The 21,870-nt window shown below is 40.8% G+C and carries 17 protein-coding genes; 5 read left to right on the forward strand and 12 right to left on the reverse strand.

All coding sequences use genetic code 11. The features are described from left to right. Positions 1-20 precede the first annotated feature (20 nt). The 3 genes from I6F66_RS08610 (at position 21) to I6F66_RS22805 (ending at position 3,788) form a co-directional block, all read left to right on the forward strand. The gene (locus I6F66_RS08610) at positions 21-449 is read left to right on the forward strand and encodes a hypothetical protein (RefSeq protein ID WP_165739227.1); all 429 of its coding nucleotides are present in this window, start codon (positions 21-23) and stop codon (positions 447-449) included. 202 nt (positions 450-651) lie between these two features. Then, a complete protein-coding gene (gene acnA / locus I6F66_RS08615) occupies positions 652-3,396 on the forward strand; it encodes an aconitate hydratase AcnA (RefSeq protein ID WP_197209108.1) in 2,745 nt (914 codons plus the stop codon). 137 nt (positions 3,397-3,533) lie between these two features. After that, on the forward strand, positions 3,534-3,788 hold the full coding sequence (locus I6F66_RS22805) for a hypothetical protein (protein WP_165739223.1): 255 nt from the start codon (positions 3,534-3,536) through the stop codon (positions 3,786-3,788). On the opposite strand, the gene I6F66_RS08620 is transcribed toward I6F66_RS22805, so the two are convergent. The 4 genes from I6F66_RS08620 to I6F66_RS08635 form a co-directional block, all read right to left on the reverse strand. Continuing rightward, complete coding sequence (locus I6F66_RS08620; protein WP_165739221.1) at positions 3,789-4,337, reverse strand: DUF4124 domain-containing protein; 549 nt, start codon at positions 4,335-4,337, stop codon at positions 3,789-3,791. 144 nt (positions 4,338-4,481) lie between these two features. Continuing rightward, positions 4,482-5,222 carry a phosphoadenylyl-sulfate reductase gene (locus tag I6F66_RS08625; RefSeq protein ID WP_165739219.1) on the reverse strand — a complete coding sequence of 247 codons (741 nt, stop codon included), beginning with the start codon at positions 5,220-5,222 and terminating at the stop codon, positions 4,482-4,484. A gap of 42 nt (positions 5,223-5,264) precedes the next feature. Beyond that, positions 5,265-6,962, reverse strand: coding sequence for an assimilatory sulfite reductase (NADPH) hemoprotein subunit (gene cysI, locus I6F66_RS08630; RefSeq protein WP_197119412.1), 1,698 nt, complete (start codon positions 6,960-6,962; stop codon positions 5,265-5,267). Between the two features lie 61 nt (positions 6,963-7,023). Continuing rightward, on the reverse strand, positions 7,024-8,838 hold the full coding sequence (locus I6F66_RS08635) for an assimilatory sulfite reductase (NADPH) flavoprotein subunit (RefSeq protein ID WP_197141306.1): 1,815 nt from the start codon (positions 8,836-8,838) through the stop codon (positions 7,024-7,026). Between the two features lie 303 nt (positions 8,839-9,141). Between I6F66_RS08635 and I6F66_RS08640 the strand changes: the two genes are divergently transcribed. Beyond that, complete coding sequence (locus tag I6F66_RS08640) at positions 9,142-10,767, forward strand: endonuclease (RefSeq protein WP_197209109.1); 1,626 nt, start codon at positions 9,142-9,144, stop codon at positions 10,765-10,767. 87 nt (positions 10,768-10,854) lie between these two features. Here the strand turns inward: I6F66_RS08640 and I6F66_RS08645 are convergent, their stop codons facing one another. Next, positions 10,855-11,841 carry a hypothetical protein gene (locus tag I6F66_RS08645; protein ID WP_197209110.1) on the reverse strand — a complete coding sequence of 329 codons (987 nt, stop codon included), beginning with the start codon at positions 11,839-11,841 and terminating at the stop codon, positions 10,855-10,857. Positions 11,842-12,260: 419 nt separating this feature from the next. Between I6F66_RS08645 and I6F66_RS08650 the strand changes: the two genes are divergently transcribed. After that, on the forward strand, positions 12,261-13,760 hold the full coding sequence (locus I6F66_RS08650) for a DUF3360 family protein (RefSeq protein ID WP_197209111.1): 1,500 nt from the start codon (positions 12,261-12,263) through the stop codon (positions 13,758-13,760). Between the two features lie 93 nt (positions 13,761-13,853). Here the strand turns inward: I6F66_RS08650 and leuD are convergent, their stop codons facing one another. The 7 genes from leuD to I6F66_RS08685 form a co-directional block, all read right to left on the reverse strand. Continuing rightward, entirely contained in the window at positions 13,854-14,453 is a 600-nt protein-coding gene (gene leuD, locus I6F66_RS08655) for a 3-isopropylmalate dehydratase small subunit (RefSeq protein WP_197209112.1), read from the reverse strand. Beyond that, positions 14,453-15,853, reverse strand: a complete 1,401-nt coding sequence (leuC, locus tag I6F66_RS08660; protein WP_165728344.1) for a 3-isopropylmalate dehydratase large subunit — start codon at positions 15,851-15,853, stop codon at positions 14,453-14,455. Before leuC ends, leuD begins: the two co-directional genes overlap by 1 nt. 60 nt (positions 15,854-15,913) lie before the next feature. After that, a complete protein-coding gene (gene leuB, locus I6F66_RS08665; protein WP_007582207.1) occupies positions 15,914-16,990 on the reverse strand; it encodes a 3-isopropylmalate dehydrogenase in 1,077 nt (358 codons plus the stop codon). After that, positions 16,987-18,540 carry a 2-isopropylmalate synthase gene (gene leuA, locus I6F66_RS08670; RefSeq protein WP_197209113.1) on the reverse strand — a complete coding sequence of 518 codons (1,554 nt, stop codon included), beginning with the start codon at positions 18,538-18,540 and terminating at the stop codon, positions 16,987-16,989. The genes leuB and leuA overlap by 4 nt, the downstream gene beginning before the upstream one ends. 534 nt (positions 18,541-19,074) lie before the next feature. Beyond that, positions 19,075-20,142, reverse strand: a complete 1,068-nt coding sequence (locus tag I6F66_RS08675; RefSeq protein WP_197209114.1) for a hypothetical protein — start codon at positions 20,140-20,142, stop codon at positions 19,075-19,077. 361 nt (positions 20,143-20,503) lie between these two features. Further along, complete coding sequence (locus I6F66_RS08680) at positions 20,504-20,668, reverse strand: hypothetical protein (RefSeq protein WP_197209115.1); 165 nt, start codon at positions 20,666-20,668, stop codon at positions 20,504-20,506. Position 20,669: 1 nt separating this feature from the next. Further along, the gene (locus tag I6F66_RS08685) at positions 20,670-21,737 is read right to left on the reverse strand and encodes a hypothetical protein (RefSeq protein WP_197209116.1); all 1,068 of its coding nucleotides are present in this window, start codon (positions 21,735-21,737) and stop codon (positions 20,670-20,672) included. Between the last annotated feature and the right edge of the window lie 133 nt (positions 21,738-21,870).

The following is a 21,870-nucleotide window of genomic DNA, read 5'->3' on the forward strand; positions in this document are numbered from 1 at the left end:
AATAAAAACAAGGTTATAAAATGTCTGTTAAAACACCTAAAAATTGGTTTAAGCCCGTTGTATGGGCGGCACTCGTATGGAACTTACTTGGCGTTATTGCATTTGCTATGCACATGATGATGACACCAGAAATGATAGGTAAACTTCCGCTAGATCAACAAGCTGCCTACTCTAACGTTCCTATTTGGTCAACCATTGCATTTGCTATAGCTGTATTTGGAAGCACTTTGGGTTGTATTTTTTTACTTGCTAAAAACGCGCTGGCAACACCTACTTTTGCGCTATCGCTCGGCGCTATTTTAATTCAGCAATATTATAATTTTATGGTCATAAACAGTATTGAGCTACTTGGTACAAGTGCTGTATTTATGCCTATATTTGTAATCATTATTGCCATAGCTTTACTTTGTTTGAGTATTAAAGGTAAGCAACAAGGTTGGTTACAGTAATTAATAAGGGTCGAAATAACTTTTGACCCTACCTCTTTCAAATCATCTCTTGAAATTAAACTTTTCAGCATCATCTCTACTATATTAACTGTATAAAATTCGTTCTCTAAATACGGCTTTTTACATTGGTATGCACTTTGCAACTCAAGCACTACAGAGGTCACTCTTCAAAATATTTTTATAATTCATAAAGGGGCAAATAATGAATAATAGTTTCGATACCCAACATCAGCTCACAATAAATGGTGAGCAATATCATATTCATTCTCTAAAAGGACTTGGCGACAAAGCGAAACGATTGCCCTTCTCCTTAAAAGTATTACTTGAAAACCTTCTTCGTAACGAAGACGGCGCAAATATTAAAGAACAAGACATTCAAGCCCTACTTAATTGGGACCCTCAAGCGAAACCTGCATCTGAAGTTGCCTTTACCCCCGCTCGCGTAGTTATGCAAGACTTTACCGGTGTACCCGCTATTGTAGATTTAGCCGCGATGCGTGACGCAATGGAAAAACTAGGTGGTGATCCTGCAAAAATAAACCCGTTATCACCTGCTGAACTTGTTATTGACCATTCGGTACAAGTAGATGGCTACGGAAATGATGGTGCATTTGATTTAAATGCAAAACTTGAATACGACCGAAATAAAGAACGTTATGAATTTTTACGTTGGGGACAAACCGCTTTTGATAATTTAAAAGTAGTGCCACCAGCAACCGGTATTGTTCACCAAGTAAACCTAGAATACTTAGCGCGCGTTGTTTTTAATGAAGAGTGCGACGGCAAAAAATACGCTTACCCAGATACGCTTGTAGGGACTGACTCTCACACCACCATGATTAATGGCTTAGGTGTGCTTGGTTGGGGCGTAGGCGGCATTGAAGCCGAAGCAGCTATGCTCGGACAGCCAATTAGCTTACTCATTCCACAAGTAGTAGGTATGAAGCTAAGCGGCAGATTACCTGAAGGTACAACCGCGACTGACTTAGTACTAACGGTAACCGAAATACTGCGTAACCACGGCGTAGTAGGTAAATTTGTAGAGTTTTATGGTGACGGCCTTGCCGACTTACCACTTGCAGACAGAGCTACCATAGCGAATATGGCACCAGAGTACGGTGCTACATGTGGTATTTTCCCGATTGATGATGAAACCATTAACTACCTTCGCTTAACAAACCGCGACGAAAAGCAGCTAAAAGTAATTGAAGATTATGCTAAGCATCAAGGCTTATGGCGTAACGATGGCGACGAAGCTAGCTACACCGATACACTTGAACTTAAATTAGATGATGTTGTACCGAGCCTTGCAGGCCCTAAACGTCCACAAGATAGAATTGCCCTAAACGAAGCTGGCAAAGTTATTGGCGATCATTTAAAAGGCTTCCAAGACGAACGTATGGCTCGTCGCGATAAAAGCGATGAAGAACAAGCTCGTATTGAAAGTGAAGGCCCAGCAACAAACCCAGACGAACCAGTTAACGAAGCGCAGTTTATGGGTGCCGCTAAGGTTAAATTTAAAGGCCAAGAGTTTGAGCTAAACGATGGCGCTTGTGTTATTGCCGCGATTACCAGCTGTACTAATACTTCTAACCCAAGTGTTATTTTAGCCGCAGGCTTAGTCGCTAAAAAAGCAAAACAGCTTGGTATTAATGTAAAACCTTGGGTTAAAACATCACTTGCGCCAGGCTCTAAGGTAGTTACCGACTACCTGGAAAAAGCAGGCCTAATGGATGACTTAGAAAGCTTAGGCTTTAACCTTGTTGGCTACGGTTGTACAACTTGTATTGGTAACTCAGGCCCACTTCCAACTGAAATATCTGATGCCATTCAAAAGCACAAATTAGTGGTTAGTTCTATTTTATCGGGTAACCGTAACTTTGAAGGACGCATTCACCAAGATGTTAAAATGAACTTTTTAGCGTCTCCTCCGCTTGTTGTAGCTTACGCTATTGCCGGTAGAACAGATATTGACGTATACAACGAACCCCTTGCCCAAGATGCTAACGGTAACGATATTTACCTTAAAAACATTTGGCCAAGTGTTAAAGAAGTTAGTGACCTAGTTAAAGAAACAGTAACTAAAGAAATGTTCGAAAAAAGCTACGCTAACGTTTACGAAGGCGATAGCCGTTGGCAGCAAATTAAAATACCAGATGGCAAACTTTACGATTGGGATGACGCATCTACCTACATTAAAAAAGCACCCTTTTTTGACGGTATGAAAGTAGAACCACCAGGTATTCCTACTATTGAGGGTGCACGTTGTTTAGCTAAACTTGGGGATTCAGTAACCACTGACCATATTTCTCCAGCGGGTGCTATTAAAGCCGATTCGCCAGCAGGTTTGTACTTGCAAGAAAAAGGTGTAGAAAAATCGCAGTTTAACTCGTATGGCTCACGCCGTGGCAACCACGAAGTGATGATGCGTGGCACGTTTGCCAATGTTCGCCTTAAAAACTTACTTGCCCCAGGTACTGAAGGCGGCGTAACACGTACTCAGCCTGGCGATACGCTAGAAAGCATTTATGATGCTGCTATGGAGTATCAAAAAAATAATACACCACTTATTATTTTAGCGGGTAAAGAGTACGGTACAGGTTCATCTCGTGACTGGGCGGCTAAAGGCTCACTATTACTTGGTGTAAAAGCCGTTGTAGCACAAAGCTATGAGCGTATTCACCGCTCTAACTTAATTGGTATGGGTGTATTACCGCTGCAATTTAAAGAAGGTGAAAGCTACGAGTCACATGGGTTAACTGGGCAAGAACAATTTGATATTGATGGCTTGTACGATAAAACCGATGAAGTAACCGTTATTGCAACCAATGCCGAAGGTAAAAAAGTAACCCTGAGTGCTGATGTACGTATTGATACCCCTAAAGAGTGGGATTACTACAAACACGGCGGCATTTTACAATATGTATTGCGTAATATGCTCGATTAATACGCGCTGTAATTAGTGCATTTAAAAGCCCAGTTTAGTAATAAGCTGGGCTTTTTTATGTGTGCCGTTTATTGTTTCAAATCAATGCCGAATATTTAAAGCCGGCCTACACTAGGGTTACTCTTAGTGAGGTGACTATGTCGCAAATAATGATTATTCGACTGCTTAAAACATCAATAGTGTTTGGATTATGCCTTATTGTGACTGGCCACTCTTTAATTGTGTCGAGTTATTTCACTGTTAATCATGGTATTAAAGGAATAATTACAGCGGCAGCATTTATCGCTATAGGGGTGCTATTATCACTTCCCACTAAAATATATTTAACCATACTGTTAATGGAAGCCGAAAAACGTTATTTAAAAAACCATAAAAGCCCTAACTCAGAATAGCTAAAGTGCGCTTAAATTATTAATTTCTTTATTACGTTTTTCTAGTTTGTCTTTTACATTTTCGGCGTCATTAAATAGCTTTTTAACAGAGTCTGGGTTCAAAATACTGATCCCCTCTTGTGCAGCCGACATTGTATTTGTACTTGGAGAGGTATTTAAAATAGACGTGTCTTCTGCAGCAATAACAGTAATATCTTTAGGATCGAGTTTTACTTCAATACTTTTTGCATGCGGGTTAGGTGTATCAGAAAAGTGCCATTGACCGGTTTCGTCTTGCCACTTAAAAATTTTACTACTTGAGTTAGTACTTGCAGGCATTGGTTCATCAGAAATACTGCTCGCAATTTTATCGCCCGCTTGCTTAACGCCCTGCACAGCTTGATCTAGAGTATTGCTTGAAAGCGCGACCATTTTTTCTTTAATTTGCTGAGATTCATTACTAATAGATGATGCAGAAAGCCATGTTTGACCATCGGGCTTTTTTAAATAAAACAAAGAGATGACTGCAATAGCCATGATTGATATAGCTAAGTAGGTAAAGTATTTCATAGCGTTCCTGCTTTAATTAATCCTTTATTTCCTTGAGTTTAATAAAAAATACTTAATTAGGCAATTTTTGTACCCTAATTAAAGAAAATAAAAACGCAGCCTAAGCTGCGTTGTTGTTATTGATTTAACTACAACTTAGTAACGTTAAATACCGTCACCATCCATGTGTAGTCCGCATTCTCGGTTTAAACCAAAAAAGCGAGTTTCTTCTTCTGTCATTCCAGGTTCTAACTTACGCGTTGTATGCACGTCGCCCATCGACACATAACCTTGCTCCCATAATGGGTGATAAGGTAAATCGTGCTTAGTTAGGTACTGATACACGTCGCGGTTAGACCATTCAATAATTGGGTACACTTTAACCGTGCCACGGCTAATTTCTACAAACTGTTTATCAGCACGCGATGATGATTGATCGCGGCGCAGGCCACTAAACCAAGTACCGGCTTCAATCTCTTTTAGCGCGCGGGTCATCGGCTCTACTTTATTAAGCTGATTATATTGCTTAATGCCGTCCTCCCCTTGCTCCCATAGCTTACCAAATTTGGCTTCTTGCCATGCTGGGCTCAACTGCGCTTTATACACTTTTAAGTTAAGCGATAAACGCTCACTCATTTGTTCAATAAACTGATACGTTTCAGGAAATAAATAACCAGTATCGGTTAATACAACAGGAATATCTGGGCGTTGTGAGGTCATTAAATGCAGCATCACTGCTGCTTGAATACCAAAGCTAGATGATAAAAATGCCGTATTAGGCAAGTTATCAAGCGCCCATGCAACGCGCTGCTCAGCGCTCATACCCGCTAGTAAACCATTAGCATCAGCTAACATTGCCGTTTGGCTTTGTTTATCTAGCTGTAAAATGTTTTTAAATTCACTCATGGTAAATTCCAAGCCTCACCAGCGCTAAGCGCTGGTATTAAATTATGCGTGAAAATCGGTTACTGATACTTTTACTTCAGCAACAATGCCTTTGCGTATAACAAAGTCACCAAAACACTCACCGTCGTTACGCTCTTTAGCCCATTGGCCAATTAGCTTATCGAATGCTTCTAGGTAAACATCTTCGCCTACGTTCTCAAGGTACAATTTAGGAATACGTGTGCCTTCTAAATTACCACCTAAGTAAACGTTGTATTTACCTGGGCCTTTGCCTACTAAACCAGCTTCTGCAAGCATTGCGCGGCCACAGCCGTTCGGGCAACCTACAACGCGCATAATAATGCTGTCATCGGGTATACCGTGCTTAGCAAGCAGTGCTTCAGTTTTTTCAACTAAGCTTGGTAAGTAACGCTCTGCCTCAGCCATTGCAAGTGGGCACGTTGGCAGTGAAACACACGCCATTGAATCTTTACGCTGCTGCGAATCTGTGTCATCAATTAAGCCATGACTACGGGCAATTTCTTCAATCACTGCTTTTTGATCGGCAGGTACGCCAGCAATAATTAAGTTTTGGTTTGCCGTCATACGCATGTCACCTTGGTGAACTTCTGCGATTTTACGACAACCTGTTTTAAGCGGCTTGCCTGGGTAGTCTAAAATACGACCACTTTGAATAAATAGCGTTAAGTGGTGCTTACCATCAATGCCTTCAACCCAACCAATGCGGTCGCCACGATGAGTAAACTCAAACGGACGGCTTGGTGCAAACGTAACGCCTGAGCGTTTTTCTACTTCGGCTTTAAATACATCAACGCCTACACGGTCTAGTGTGTATTTTGTTTTAGCATTTTTACGGTTTGAACGATTACCCCAATCGCGCTGCACAGATACAACATGCTCTGCAATTTTCAAGGTATCTTCTAGCGTAATAAAGCCAAAGTCATCTGCTTTACGCGGATAAGTTGCTGTATCGCCGTGCGTCATGGCAAGGCCACCGCCCACTAATACGTTAAAACCAACAAGTTTGCCGTTATCAGCAATTGCCACAAAGTTTAAATCGTTAGCGTGCACATCAACTTCGTTGTTAGGTGGAATAGTTACCGTTGTTTTAAACTTACGCGGTAAGTAATTAGATCCTAAAATTGGCTCTTCTGTGGTTTCTGCTTTTTCGCCATTTAACCAAATTTCGGCATACGCTTTCGTTTTTGGCAATAAATGTTCAGAAATTTTTGCAGCCCAGTCGTAAGCTTCTTGGTGTAACTCAGACTCAACTGGGTTAGTAGTACAAAGCACGTTACGGTTAACGTCACCCGCTGTAGCAATAGAGTCTATACCTACGCTATCAAGCATTTGGTGCATGCCTTTAATATTTGGCTTTAACACTCCATGAAACTGAAACGTTTGACGCGTTGTTAAACGAATGCTGCCGTAGCTTGTTTTGTCATCTGCAAACTTATCGATTGCTAGCCATTGCTCTGGCTTAATAATACCGCCAGGCATACGTGCACGTAACATTACATTATGCAGCGGCTCTAGCTTTTGCTTAGCGCGCTCACCACGTATATCGCGGTCGTCTTGTTGGTACATACCGTGAAAACGAATTAGCTGAAAGTTATCGGCAGTAAAGCCACCGGTAATTTCGTCTGTTAAATCTTTTTCTATGGTGCCACGTAAAAAGTTACTTTCTCTTTTCAAACGTTCGTTATCAGAAAGTTTTACGTTTTTATCTTGTTCGCTCATTTTAAATCCTAAATTTGTTACAGTGACGGCTGTTAGCTGTTAAATAAAATAAGAAACGTGATTAATACACGTCTTTCTGATAGCGGTTTGCGCTACGCAAATCTTTTAAATATTGCTCTGCGTCTTCATTGCTCTTGCCTGTGTTTTCTTTAACAATATCAAGCAAGGCGTTGTGTACATCTTTTGCCATGCGATTTGCATCGCCACAAATATAAAAGTGAGCACCGGCTTCTAACCATTCAAACACGTCTTTACTGTTACTGCGTAACTTATCTTGCACATATACTTTTTCGGCTTGATCACGGCTAAATGCAACATCTACTTTGTTAAGTAAACCCGATTTTAAATAACCCTGTATTTCTACTTGGTATAAAAAGTCTTGAGTGAAATGTGGGTTACCAAAAAACAACCAGTTTTTGCCTTGCGCTTCACGCGAATCACGTTCTTGTAAAAATGCACGGAACGGCGCAATGCCAGTACCAGGGCCAACCATAATCACAGGTGTATCATCGTTAGTGGGTAGGCGGAAATTGTCGTTGTGTTCGCTAAATACTTTAACTTTACAACCTTCTTCTGCACGACGAGTTAAGTAACCCGTACAACCACCTAAATGCTCGCTATCAAATGTATCAAACTGCACTAGACCTAGTGTTAAATGCACTTCGTCTTCAACCTCAGCTTGGCTAGATGCAATTGAGTACAAACGAGCTTGTAGTTTACGTAGGCAATCTACTAATGTTTGCGCATCAATGTTTGCAGGGTTTTGGCGAATCACATCAAATATTTGACGAGGTTCAATATACGCACGCATTGCAGCTTTATCTTCTACAAGCTTTAATAATTCAGGCGTACCAGTTGCTATTGCGTATTTTTCTACAAAACCTGGGTATGACTGAGTCAGCTCTAGTTTTTCAATAAGTGCATCACGTACGCTTAGCTCTTCATCACCTACTTTTACAATGCTTGTTGCATCTATTTGAGTAAGTGTAAGTACTTCATCAACTAATACATCATCATTTAAAAAGTACACACCTAACGAATCACCTGGTGTGTAAGTAATGTCTGACCCTTCAAGCGAAATTTCAACGTGGCGTACATCTTTAGTTGAGTCGCGACCGGTAATTTTTTGAACTGTTAATAGCTCTGCTTCAAATGGATTTTGCTTTGTGTATTGGCTTGAAGCGGTCGTTGGTGCGCCAAATGGCATTGATACAACTTGACCACCAGCGGCTTCTTGCTGCGCTTTTAAATCAGGTTCGAATGCATCAACTGCACCGGCAATCCATGTTGCAGCTTCATCTTCGTAATCTACATCTAAATCAGCACGTTGATATATGGTTTGCGCACCGAGTTTATTTAAACGCTCTTCAAAATCTTTTGCTGTTTGGCAGAAAAACTCATAGCTAGAATCACCTAAGCCAATAACCGCTATTTTTACATCGTCTAGTTTTGGCGCTTTTTTAGTGGCTAAAAATTCGTGAAGTGTTTCTGCGTCTTCAGGTGGCTCACCTTCGCCGTAAGTAGATACAACGATAGTTAAAAACTTTTCTTTTTTCAGGGCTGTTGGTTTGTAATCTGACATGCTAACAAGCTTAACTGCTAAGCCTCGCGACTCAGCCTGCTCTTTCATTTTGGTAGCTACACCTTTTGCGTTACCTGTTTGCGAACCATATAAAATAGTTAGCGCTGCTGCATCACCCGCAGCCGGTACGCCTGCCGTAGGTGCACCTAACGCAGCCGAATTAGCATTTGCAGCTAAGTAACCACTCACCCACGCTTGTTGAATTGGATTAAGTTCAGCCACTAAACCTTGCAGCTTTTGTACTTGATCTTGCGATAGCGGGCTTGCCGCAGCATTTAGTTGACCTAACAACATGAATCGATTCCCCATAACCCTGAAAATTAAACACAACACACTTTGTGTATTGTTAAAAATGAGTTTTACCTCATCCAGAGCGTATCTGTTGAGGTTTTCTAAGTATCTAGGATAACGGGCTCTGCATAGATAAAAAAAGAATAGAATCTGCTTTGATATTCCATTTAGTTATTAATTTATAAAAACACCTTCAAAAACAGATTAAAGGGCGATTATTGCCTTTTACAGCACTTTAAATTAACAATTTTGTAACCTAACTAATGTAGGGTATATTCCTCATTCAAAATAAAAATAGGAACAACTATGTTACACGGGAAATATAAAAATAAACTACTTAGTACCGCATTGTTACTTGGCTCATTACCTGTAATGGCCAATGTAGCTAATGGCGGCTTTGAACAATGGACTGGCAATACACCTAGTTCTTGGAGCACTATTGATAGCGGAATTGCTTTATCTCGCTCAACCAGTACAGTTAAAAGTGGTAGTAGCTCTGCTGCTGTCAATGTAACAACAGGGTCGCAAAGTAACACTGATTTACTACAACAAGTTGCTGTAGAAGCAGGTAAAACCTATAACTTTTCGGCTGATGTTTACCACACCGAAGGTAAAATTAAAGCTCGCTTGTATGTAGATGGTTATCAAGGCTATTCAAATCAAGCACAAACTAACCAATGGCAAACAGTTAGCCATAGCTATACAGCAAGCAGTAATAAAACAATTAGTGTTGGCCTTAGGTTTTACGATGTAAGTGGATTTGATGGCAGCGAAACCGTATACGTAGATAACTTTTTACCAAACGCTGATGGCAGCGCATCAACAAGCTGTACTGACAATAGCCTCATCTTAACGCTTAGTACCGATAATTACGGTAGCGAAACTAGCTGGGCCGTTAATAACAATCAAGGTAGTGCTGTTGCTAACGGCAGTGGTTACGCATCAAACACTCAGTATGATGAGCAAATATGCCTAACTGATGGAACTTACACACTTGTTATTAACGACAGCTACGGCGATGGCATGTGTTGTTCAACAGGTAATGGCAGTTATGCACTTAAGCAAGGCTCTACCACACTTGCTAGCGGTGCAAGTTTTAATAATACAGACAGCACGGCATTTACTTTAGGCAGTGGCTCTGGTGATGGCGGCGGGACCAACCCAACACCCACTGGCTACTATGTTACTGCTCAAGGGTTATCGGGTTATGCACTAAAAACTGAGCTTTATAATATTATTAAAGATCATAATGCACAGGGTTACTCGGCTATTTGGAATTTTTACGACTCATCAGCACGTGATACATACTTTGAAAACGATAACAGCATTTTAGATATGTATAGCGAAAAACCAAACGGCTCAGATAGCTACAATTATGCTGCGGTGAGCGATCAATGTGGTAACTATAGTGGAGAAGGCGGCTGTTACAACCGTGAACATTCATTTCCTAAAAGCTGGTTTGGCGGCACTATTGAGCCAATGAACTCAGATGTGCATCATATTTACGCAACCGACGGTTATGTAAACTCAAAACGTAGTAACTTCCCATTTGGTGAAGTAGCAAGCGCTTCATTTACATCAACTAACGGAAGTAAATTAGGTTCTGCCGCAAGTTCATTAAATTACTCAGGTACTGTATTTGAGCCAATTGACGAATTTAAAGGTGACTTTGCTCGCGCTTATTTTTACATGGCAACGCGCTACGAAAATGTAATAGGCACTTGGCAAACCAAAACGACCTCAAGTAATGCAGTGCTTAATGGTTCAAGAAACCAAGTATTCGAGAACTGGGTTGTAGCCATGCTGCTTAACTGGCATAACAGCGATCCTGTAAGCCAAATGGAACTTGACCGTAACCAAGCAGCGTTTGAATTTCAAGGTAATCGTAATCCGTATATCGACCACCCTGAATTTGTAGAAATGATTTGGTAAAAGTTAGCAGTTAAAACAAAAGCCTTTGCAAATGCAAAGGCTTTACCTTTTAGTGTGTAATATTTTTTAGAAATATGATGGTTTAAGCTAATTATAAGAAACAGCTGCGATAAGTGATTTTTCAGCTCTGTTTTTCATCAACGTTAAAAGTGAATGATGAAAATCTTGAAATATCACCTCCCCCCATATTCGCGAATAAACACCAAAATTTGTATTATCTTGCACGGTCGTTTTTAACGTTAAAATCGTATTGCCGCTTTTATCTTCACTTAACTCATATCCACCGTAAAGAGGTGAAAAGTATTCACCGCCTAGTTTTACGTGTTTATCGAGTGCGTCATCGGGGATAGCATCAGGGTCTATATCAAATCTATAATGCATCAGTTTATTTGGTTGCCAGTCGGTTATTACTTCTTTAAACACAACGCCTTTTTGCCAAGTACTTGTGCGAACAGCGCCTATACCGCTAGCATTCATACTTGCCTTTAATGGCTTTGGTACACCAATTAATTGAGTGAGTGAAAAAGGCACTTCCTGTGGTTTTATGTCACTCACATTAGCTAACTGCTGCCACACAACATTGATGGGCGCGTTAATAGCTATTGAATTTGTTACTTCGTATGTTTTTGATAAATGTAAAAAATTAACTTCAATAGGTGAGAGCAATATAGGCAACAACGCGATTGATAATAACGAGCTATTCGCTTTTTTCATTTTGCGCTTTCTAACAAAGCCCGCAAGTAATCCACCAATGCTGGCAAAAAACATAAAAGCAGGCAAAGCCATTGCCACACAAATGCTCCCTTCAAGCAAAGTAATTACACTTACAAATAAAAAAACAAAAATAGGCTGCCAAGCAATCGTGATCATTTGCCTTTTAGTTAATGCCTTTGATTCGTTGTACTCAAAGTGAATACGAATATAGCCAATAGCAACAGGCACTAAAAACATAAATGATATAGAGACTAAGCTACCTAAATTGTAAGCATTGACTAGCTCTACAAACAGCCGCATAAATATGCCGTAAAGCGTACCAAGTAAAATACCAATTGATTTAGGGGAGTTGAGTTGCATCTCTATTCTTTATTGTTGTTATTAACAACCCGAAAGTAACAGAAGTATTATTTCACCACAAATAAAACGAAATTAACGGCTGCTGTAAACAAATAGCTTGAAATATAACGGCTTTAACAACCACTAAGACTAAAGGATAATAACCTGCCATTAACACGATACTATTCTGCAAACAGTCCTTCACCCCTTTAAAATAAAACGCAAACATTTGATTTATAATATTTTTTAATCTATATCTGTAATTTTATAATTTTTAACGTAAAGCTGTTTTTCAGATTAACTGTATTAAAAACAACCATGCACGACCTTTTGCCTATACATCCCAGCCTAAAAGCTGATTTACCCTGCATGTTCAATATTCATTTGCTTTAACAAAAGCCGTATTTATTTGACTAAGCAACAATGTTGCAGGAGAACGCATGCAAACTACACCGCCCGGTGATGCACCATCAAACACGCACAAGGATGCTCAAAGCTACGAGCAACTTCACAAGCCGAGTTCAGAGTTTAATACTCGCGACGAGTATCTCGAACATGAATTACAAATTATGCAGCCTAAACGTTGGCGCCCTAATTTACCGTTTAGAGATTACCGATTTGAATTTGAAGACACCATTCCTGCAATGGCGGGCACTATTGGTAAAGTGGTTATGGTGGGGGCTATTGCAGCAACGTTTGCGGCACCTCTTGGTTTAGGCGATGCGTTTGTTTTAGAAAATGTGCGTTACGAATTACTCATTGTTTCTATTTTTATCATCTTATTCTCAGGCTTTATTTTACCTACAGCCAACTTGGCTGGTACTCACGGCCCGCTTATTCCGTTAATTCCTATTGTAGTTGCAGCTGGCGGCCATCCTATGGCGTTTGGCTTACTCATTGGTGCCTTTGGTTTTATTTTAGCCATAACCAAGGGAGGAAGTATGCTCGCGCGCCTAACCAGTAAAGGTGTGTGTGGCGGACTACTTATTTATTTGGGCTTTATTGGCACTATTTCGCAAGTTAAAAAGCTGTTTGCTTGGGCTGAAGCTATTGATATGGCACACATTGCGTTTATTGTTATTTTAGCCACCATTTTATTGTATGCGCTATTAGAGCACTTTAAAAAGCGTTGGTTAGCCGTGCCGTTAAGTTGCCTTATTGGTGGCGTGGTTGCCTTTGCCTTAGGCGCACCGTTTGAGTTTCATACTGCACCGGGTTTACCAAATATGAACCCAGCTTACTGGTGGGGCGAAAACACGGGTTGGATGCTTGGCCTACCAACGCTTGAAAGCTTTGTTGTTGTACTCCCATTTGCAGTGCTCGCCGTTGCTATGTGGTCTCCTGATTTTTTAGGTCATCAAGTATTTCAAAAAATAAGCTATCCGCAACGCACTGAAAAAGTACAAATGAATATCGACGACACCATGCTAAGTGCATCAGTTAGACAAACATTCGGCTCACTTGCCGGTGGTGCTAACTTTGCCTCCTCTTGGGGGACTTATATTGTGCCTGCCGCTATTGCTAAGCGCCCTATCCCTGCTGGCGCCATTTTAACAGCATTATTTTGTATTATTGCTGGTTTATGGGGTTACCCTATGGATTTAGCGATTTGGCAGCCTGTATTGTGTGTAGCGCTTATTGTTGGGGTGTTTATCCCGCTACTTGAAGCTGGCATGGAAATGACGCGCGAAGGTAAAACGACGCAATCAGCCGCTATTGTGGTGTTTGCTTCGACCTTGGTTAATCCTGCTTTTGGTTGGTCGCTTACTATGTTACTTGATAACTTAGGGCTGATTGGCTGTAAAGAGCGCAGCGCTGAGTTAACTAAAATGAGCCGCTGGGTGATTCCACTTATTATGTTTGTGTTACTTACCACTGTAATGGTAATTGTAGGTATGTTACCTGGTATACCGGCGTTAATGGCTGACTTTAGGCATTAACCTTTAGCTACCACATCTCATATTTACCCACAAAAAAGCACGGCAATTGCCGTGCTTTTTAATACGTGATTTTTAATACACACGGTTAAGCAATTACTGCCAAGAACGCTCAGTCGCTAGTTGTTTTTCAAACGCATCAATTTGTGGGTTTAGCGTTTCGGTTACACCAATAAAATCTAAGCAACTTAATAAGCGCTCTTTTACCTCTTTACTAATATCAAAACTAATTGGTGCAAACTTACTGCTTGTTAGTGTTTGATTTTCAAGATCGATTTCAATGTTAATATCGTCGTGCTGCTCGCTAAGTACAAACAATTGCTCAAGCGTATCGGCAGGTAACGCTATGGCTAACATTTGGTTGTTACCACAGTTATTAAAGAAAATATCTGCAAAGCTTTCAGCCAAAATAACTTCAAAACCATATTGCTTCAGCGCCCAAGGAGCATGCTCACGAGATGAGCCACAACCAAAGTTGTCGCGCGTTAATAATATTTGCGCGCCTTGGTAGCATGGGCGGTTTAAAATAAAGTCAGGGTTTGGCTCGTCGTTATCTAGGTAACGCCAATCATAAAACAATGCCGCATCAAAGCCTTCGCGGCTAGTTGATGTTAAAAACTGCTTAGGGATAATTTGGTCAGTATCTACATTGTTTTTATCAAGTGGGGCCATTAAGCCACTAAAAAATACGCTCATTAGGCTTCTCCTCTAATATCAACAAAGTGACCATGTATTGCAGCGGCTGCCGCCATTGCAGGGCTAACTAAATGGGTACGCCCGCCACGACCTTGGCGGCCCTCAAAGTTACGGTTAGAAGTAGATGCACAACGCTTGCCTGCTCCTAGGCGGTCATCGTTCATCGCTAAACACATAGAACAACCCGGTTCGCGCCATTCAAAGCCAGCGGCTTTAAAAATATCAGCTAAGCCTTCGTCTTCGGCTTGTTTTTTAACTAAGCCAGAGCCCGGTACAATTAACGCTTCAATGCCTGCTACCACATGTTTGCCTTCAACAATTTTTGCAGCTGCGCGTAAATCTTCAATGCGGCTATTTGTACATGAGCCAATAAATACCGTGTCTACTTTCGCGCTTGATAATTTATCACCCGCTTTTAAATCCATGTACTTAAGCGCGCTGCGAATAGCATCGGCTTTAATTAAATCTGGCTCTTTATCTGGATCGGGTATGCACTCATCAACACCAATTACTTGCTCTGGGCTTGTGCCCCAGGTAATTTGCGGCTGAATGTCGTCGGCATTTAGCTCAACAACTAAATCAAAGTGTGCGCCTTCATCCGTTTTTAATGTTTCCCAATATTCAACGGCTGCATCAAAATCTGCGCCTTTTGGTGCAAACGGACGACCTTTTAAGTAATCATAAGTAATTTGGTCAGATGCAATTAAACCCGCTTTTGCACCCATTTCTATGCTCATATTACATAGCGTCATACGGGCTTCCATTGAAAGCGCTTCAATGCCTTCACCACAAAACTCTGCTACATAACCTGTGCCACCAGCGGTACCTAGCTTGCCAATTACCGCCATAATTAAATCTTTAGCCGTAACCGTTGGACGCAATACACCGTTAATTTGAATTTTTAACGATTTCGCCTTTTTTTGCTGTAGCGTTTGCGTTGCTAATACGTGCTCAACCTCAGACGTACCAATACCATGCGCTAATGCGCCAAACGCACCATGCGTAGAGGTATGGCTATCGCCACATACAATGGTTGTGCCAGGCAAAGTAATACCTTGCTCTGGGCCCATTACGTGCACAATACCTTGATTAATTGAGTTTAAATCGTAAAGCACAATACCAAACTCTTTACAGTTTTTATCAAGCGCCATTAATTGGTTTTTAGATACTTCGCTTGCCGCATCAAGTGATCGGCTCTTAGTCGATACGTTGTGATCCATCGTTGCAAAGGTTTTTTCTGGGCAACGTACAGTACGGTTTTTTTCACGTAGACCAGCAAAAGCCTGCGGAGAAGTAACTTCATGCACTAAATGGCGGTCAATATAAAGTAAGTCGGTTTGCTCGTTTATGCTGGCAACGGTATGTGATTGCCAAATTTTTTCGTATAACGTTTGGGCCACTTGCTAATTCCCTAATCTGTTTGAGTTGCAGCATAACGGTGCTGCAACTTTAATATGTTATTAAATGCGTGAAACGATGGCTGCTGCCACATCGCTTGTGCTGTAACCTGCATTTGGATATATATCTGGTGTGCCAACGCCTGCTTCTACGGCTTCTGCTACTGCTTTTTCAATGGTGCGTGCAGCTTCGTCTTGCCCTAGCGAGTAACGTAGCATTAATGCGGCACTTAAAATTTGTGCTATTGGGTTTGCAACGCCTTTACCTGCAATATCTGGTGCTGAACCGCCTGCTGGCTCGTACAATCCAAAACCCGATTGATTCAAGCTTGCCGATGGTAATAAGCCCATTGAGCCTGTGATCATGGCGCACTCATCTGACAAAATATCGCCAAATAAGTTATCGCAAAGTAATACATCAAATTGGCTAGGCTGCTTAACTAACTGCATAGCGGCGTTATCTACGTAAATGTAATCTAAGCTTACTTCTGGGTAGTCTTTGCTTACTTCGGTTACTACTTCGCGCCATAATACGCTTGATGCTAATACATTGGCTTTATCAACAGAGGTAACATGGTTACTACGTAGTTTTGCAGCTTCAAAAGCAAAGCGTGCAATACGTTCAATTTCTTTTCGTGAGTATGTTTGCGTATCAAATGCAAACTCTTCTGCGCCTTCACCACTGCGGCCTTTTTCACCAAAGTAAATGCCGCCAGTTAGTTCGCGCACACATAAAATATCAAACCCTTTTTCGCTGATATCAGCGCGAAGTGGCGACGCTGCACTTAATGCAGGTAATAACTGTGCAGGGCGTAAATTACAAAACAAACCAAAGTGCTTACGAAGCGGCAATAACGATGCGCGCTCAGGCTGCTCGTTTGGTGGTAAGTTTTCCCATTTAGGACCGCCTACCGAACCAAATAAAATAGCGTCTGAGTTTTCACACGCAGTAAGCGTGCTCTCTGGTAATGCTTTACCAAATTCGTCAATGGCTGCGCCGCCAATTGCATAATGCTCGCGGTTTAGGGTAAAACCAAACTTATTGCTCACAGCATCAAGTACTTGCTCTGCTGCTGCCATTACTTCTGGACCAATACCGTCGCCAGCTAATACCGCAACGCTGTAGTTTGTTTTACTCATCCTGCTTTCCTTTGTTGTTTTAAATCAGACACTTTTTGTGCACGATAAATTAAGTTATAAACACGGATCATGGCGCGTACCGACGCTTCAACCACATCCGCTGCAATGCCCGCACCGTGGTAAGGTCGGCCATCGTATTTAGCTATAATATTTACTTGGCCTAATGAGCTTGCACCTTGGCCTGTCGCTTCTAAGTTATATTCAATCATTTCAACGCTCATACCGGTTAAGCGCTCAATAGCTGCAAACGAAGCTTCAACTGGGCCATTACCTGTCGCGGCTTCTTGTTTAGCTTCGCCATCAATGCGCATTCCAATAGTAGAGCTTGCTACCGATTGTGAGTTAGAGGCTGAGTTAACAAATTCTAATTGGTATTTTTCGTCTTTGTCGTTAATTTGATTAAAGTAAATCATCGCCTCAAGGTCGTAATCGTATACTGTGCCTTTTTGGTCAGCCAATTCGATAAAGCTTTTATATAAGCCATCCATATCGTAATCAGATTTTTGATAACCTAACTCTTCTAGGCGATGCTCAATAACATGACGGCCCGAACGCGAAGTCATATTTAATTGGTTGCTTGGCACACCAACACTTTCTGGCGACATAATCTCATAAGTATTTTGCGCTTTTAATACACCGTCTTGGTGAATGCCTGAGCTGTGTGCAAAGGCGTTTTCGCCAACAATCGCTTTATTTGGTTGTACTGGCATATTACAAATTTTAGCCACTTGACGAGAGGCGCGATAAATTTCTTCACTTTTAATATCGGTATATACTTTTAAGTGGTCGTAGCGCATTTTCATGATCATCGCCACTTCTTCAAGCGAGCAGTTACCAGCACGCTCACCAATGCCATTAATAGTACACTCAATTTGACGTGCTCCGGCTTGCACTGCAGCCACCGAGTTTGCTACGGCTAAACCTAAATCGTTGTGGCAATGCACACTTAAGCGCGCTTTATCAATATTTGGCACGTTATTCATTAAATGGCGGATCATCGCGGCGTATTCGTCTGGCGTTACAAAACCAACGGTATCTGGCAAGTTAATAGTTGAAGCTCCGGCATTAATTGCCTGCTCAACAATTTTACATAAATCCCAATGCGGCGTACGACCAGCATCTTCACACGAAAATTCAACATCATCAGTGTAGTTACGTGCCAATTTAATTGATTTAACAGCCATTGCCGTTGCATCGTCTAGGCTCATACGTAATTTATGTTCAAGGTGCAAAGGGCTTGTAGCAATAAAAGTATGAATACGGCTTTGCTGAGCTGAGCGAAGTGCTTCGCCACAGGCTTCAATGTCTTTAGCAACTGAGCGTGCTAAACCACAAATAATCGGGCCTTTTACTTCGGTTGCAATGCGTTGCACCGAGCGAAAATCAGCAGGACTCGAAACCGGAAAACCCACTTCCATCACATCCACATTCAAGCGGCTAATTGTATGTGCTAATTGAATTTTATCATCTTCAGTAAGGCTTGCTTTAAGCGCCTGTTCGCCATCACGTAAGGTGGTATCAAAAATCCATACTTTATCTTGCTCTTGCATAACTGCCCCTCATTCCTATGTTACCCAAATTTCAATTAATCCCAGCCGCGAGATAAAAAAAACCCCGCAATTGCGGGGTTTTTAGTGTTCAACTCGATGCAAACACACTAATCCCCGCTTACTTGCCATAGCAGTAAGAGGTTAAGGTTAAGTTTTAGTGTAATTAAACGAATAATATGCATCTTGTTTTCTTGTGTGTGTGTTCAGCGAAACCCATTTTTAACATTACAAAGCGACGGAAGCAAGCATAAAAATTCCACAAAACACCTTTAAAACACAACCACAAAGAAAATAAAAACCAATAAACCTTAAATAAAAAGATTAAAAATACAAAACACGCTTCTTGTCACCATAATCAAATCGGCTTTAAAGTGATCCCCGATTAGATAAGTTTTATTATTTTTATCTGGGCTTATAAAGTAATCCCATGTTTAATAATTAAAAAGTGTCGTTATTCACTTTATACAAATGAACCAGTTAATAAGTAAACTAATGGGCTTGCAGATCCTTTGCTAATATCGTGCATAATCAACACTACCTTTCTTGAGCTACTAAGTTTGTAATTGCGATAGGAGTTAAAGATCTCATACCCCATATATATTTTTCTTTTATTAACGTCTCTAACTGCTCATCTGTCATGATGTTTTTTGTTTTTATGACGCGCTCTGAAAGATAGAAACCTTTTTCATCACGCTCTTTTGAATGCTTTATTGTATACTCTAATAAGTAATCTTTTTCTGGAGAAAAAATAACAGCATTTCCCTCCCCTTTTTCTGAGTGCTCTATTTCAGGGTTTGCAATATTCACCCAGTGGAAGTGAAAATCTTCACGCCCATACGTCATAAACGCTAAATACTGACCATCCGGTGAAATACGGTGGTTTTTCATTTCCCACGCTTTCGGAAAACCAAAATTAACTTTGCGTACCACTTCACCATTAAACTTATGTATCCAAAAGCCATCGTGCTTTACGGCTAAAAATTCTTTATCGCCTGGGAGTAAAAACAACTCCTCTGAGTAAATTATTTCACGTTGTGTAAGTGTGGCTGTGGATACCTTGTAATTGTAATGTTTACCATCTGCATAAAAAATCACATTATCGCTATCTGAGGTCCAATTAAATGAAGGGTGCCCTCCCCCGCCTGACATGGTGATTAGCTTTTTCTCTTTAGTATCGTAAAGCTGACGAGTCGCTCGGTCATTTATATAGCCCGAAATAGCAATATAACGGTTATCAGGCGAGCGTGCTGGTGGATGCAATCCCGCAGGCTCCAGTTGGGTAAAAATTTCTTCAGGAATTATGCGTCGCCTATCTGAGCCATCTAACCTTGATGACCACAGCGTGCGTACTTCGCTGTATTTGTATTTATTCCAGAACATTAACCGCGGGGTTGAAAATGTATCTGCATCGCCGTACACCTCTTCGCGTATTTCAAGTGGCCACTCTGGATGGTTTTTGTGCTCTTTAGCCCATGGATATTTAGCAACATCAACCTCTACTTGTGGTGAACTTTGCGATGATGGCTCTGAGCAACCGCTTAGCAATAAGCTAAAACAAACGCTGAGGGCGCAAAGCACGCTGTGATTTTTTAAAAACGTCATTAAAATTATCCTTTTACTACATGCACTTATTTACGAGGTAATATAAATAAGTGCATTCATTAAAACTTGTGTTATTAAAATAAAGTACTCGTACTTACTCTTCTACTATTTCTGCCACTTCAATCGAGAGTGTTAAATTACTGATAAGTAAACGGTGTATTTGAGCTACTGTAATTTTTTAAATTATCAACAAACTCTTGAGCCCATCCATTAGGGTTATTATTGGCAATAAGCCCAATAGACTCCATTGGCGGAATAATAATAGGTCGTTGATTATTATTAGCCGTGTAGGCATGAAACGGCTGACGTACTTCTAATGAGTCACTATTTATTGTCGATAAAATACCAGCACTATTAGTTTTTAAAACAACTGGTTTTTTTTATTGTAAGTGGCTGACTTAGGCTGCTCAGACACCACAAATCGATTTGCTACCGGGGTTAACTTACCAATCGGTTTATTATTTTCAACATATCCAGTTAATAAATACACCAATGGGCTGGCACTTCCTTTGCTCATGTCATGCATTTTATTTTCCTTCTGCTGCTAAATTTGTAACAGCTATTGGACCTAATGTATCAAGACCCCAAATACCACTTTCTTTTACGAGCGCCTCAGCTTGCTCACCGATCACTATATTTTTTGTTCTTATAATCCGCTTTGAAGGGTAGAAGCCATTTTTACCACGCTCTTTTGAAAATTTTGCTACAAACTCCAATTGATAGTCCTCTACTGGAGAAAAAATAACACCATTACCTTCCCCTATTTCTGAATGCTTAACATCAGGGTTGGCAATATTCACCCAGTGAAAATGTGCTTTTGGTCTGCCTTGAGTCATAAAGGCTAAGTATTTGCCATCGGACGAAATACGGTGGTTTTTCATTTCCCACTTACGTGGAAAACCAAAATTAACTTTGCGTACTATTTCACCATTAAACTTATGTATCCAAAAGCCATCGTGCTTTATGGCTAAAAACTCTTTATCGCCCGGGAGTAAAAACAGCTCATCTGAATAAATTATTTTGCGTTGTGTAAGTGTGGCTGTAGATACGTTGTAATTGTAATGTTTACCATCTGCATAAAAAATCACATTATCGCTATCTGAAGTCCAATTAAATGAAGGGTGTCCTCCTCCAGCTGACATAGTGATTAGTTTTTTCTCTTTGGTGTCGTAAAGCTGACGAGTTGCTCTATCATTTATATAACCCGAAATAGCGATATAACGGTTATCTGGTGAGCGAGCTGCCTTATGAAGCCCAACCGGTCTGAACCCTATAAATACCTCTTCTGGAATTATGCGTCGCCTGTCTGAGCCATCTAACCGTGATGACCACAGCGTGCGTACTTCACTACCTTTGTATTTATTCCAAAACATTAACCGCGGGGTTGAAAATGTATCCGCATCGCCATATACCTCTTCGCGAATTTCTAGTGGCCACTCTGGGTGGTTTTTGTGCTCTTTAGCCCATGGGTATTTAGCAACATCAACCCCTACTTGTGGTGAACTTTGCGATGAGGGCTCTGAGCAACCGCTTAGCATTAAGCTAAAACAAACGCTGAGGGCGCAAAGCATGCTGTGATTTTTTAAAACCGTCATTAAAACTATCCTTTTACTACATGCACTTATTTACGAGGTAATATAAATAAGTGCATTCATTAAAACTTTTTATGATTTATTGTTTTCAATATAACCAGTTAATAAGTAAACTAATGGGCTTGCAGATCCTTTG

The organism is Pseudoalteromonas sp. NZS100_1 (genome assembly GCF_015864285.1).
In the GTDB taxonomy this organism is placed as follows: domain Bacteria; phylum Pseudomonadota; class Gammaproteobacteria; order Enterobacterales; family Alteromonadaceae; genus Pseudoalteromonas; species Pseudoalteromonas arctica.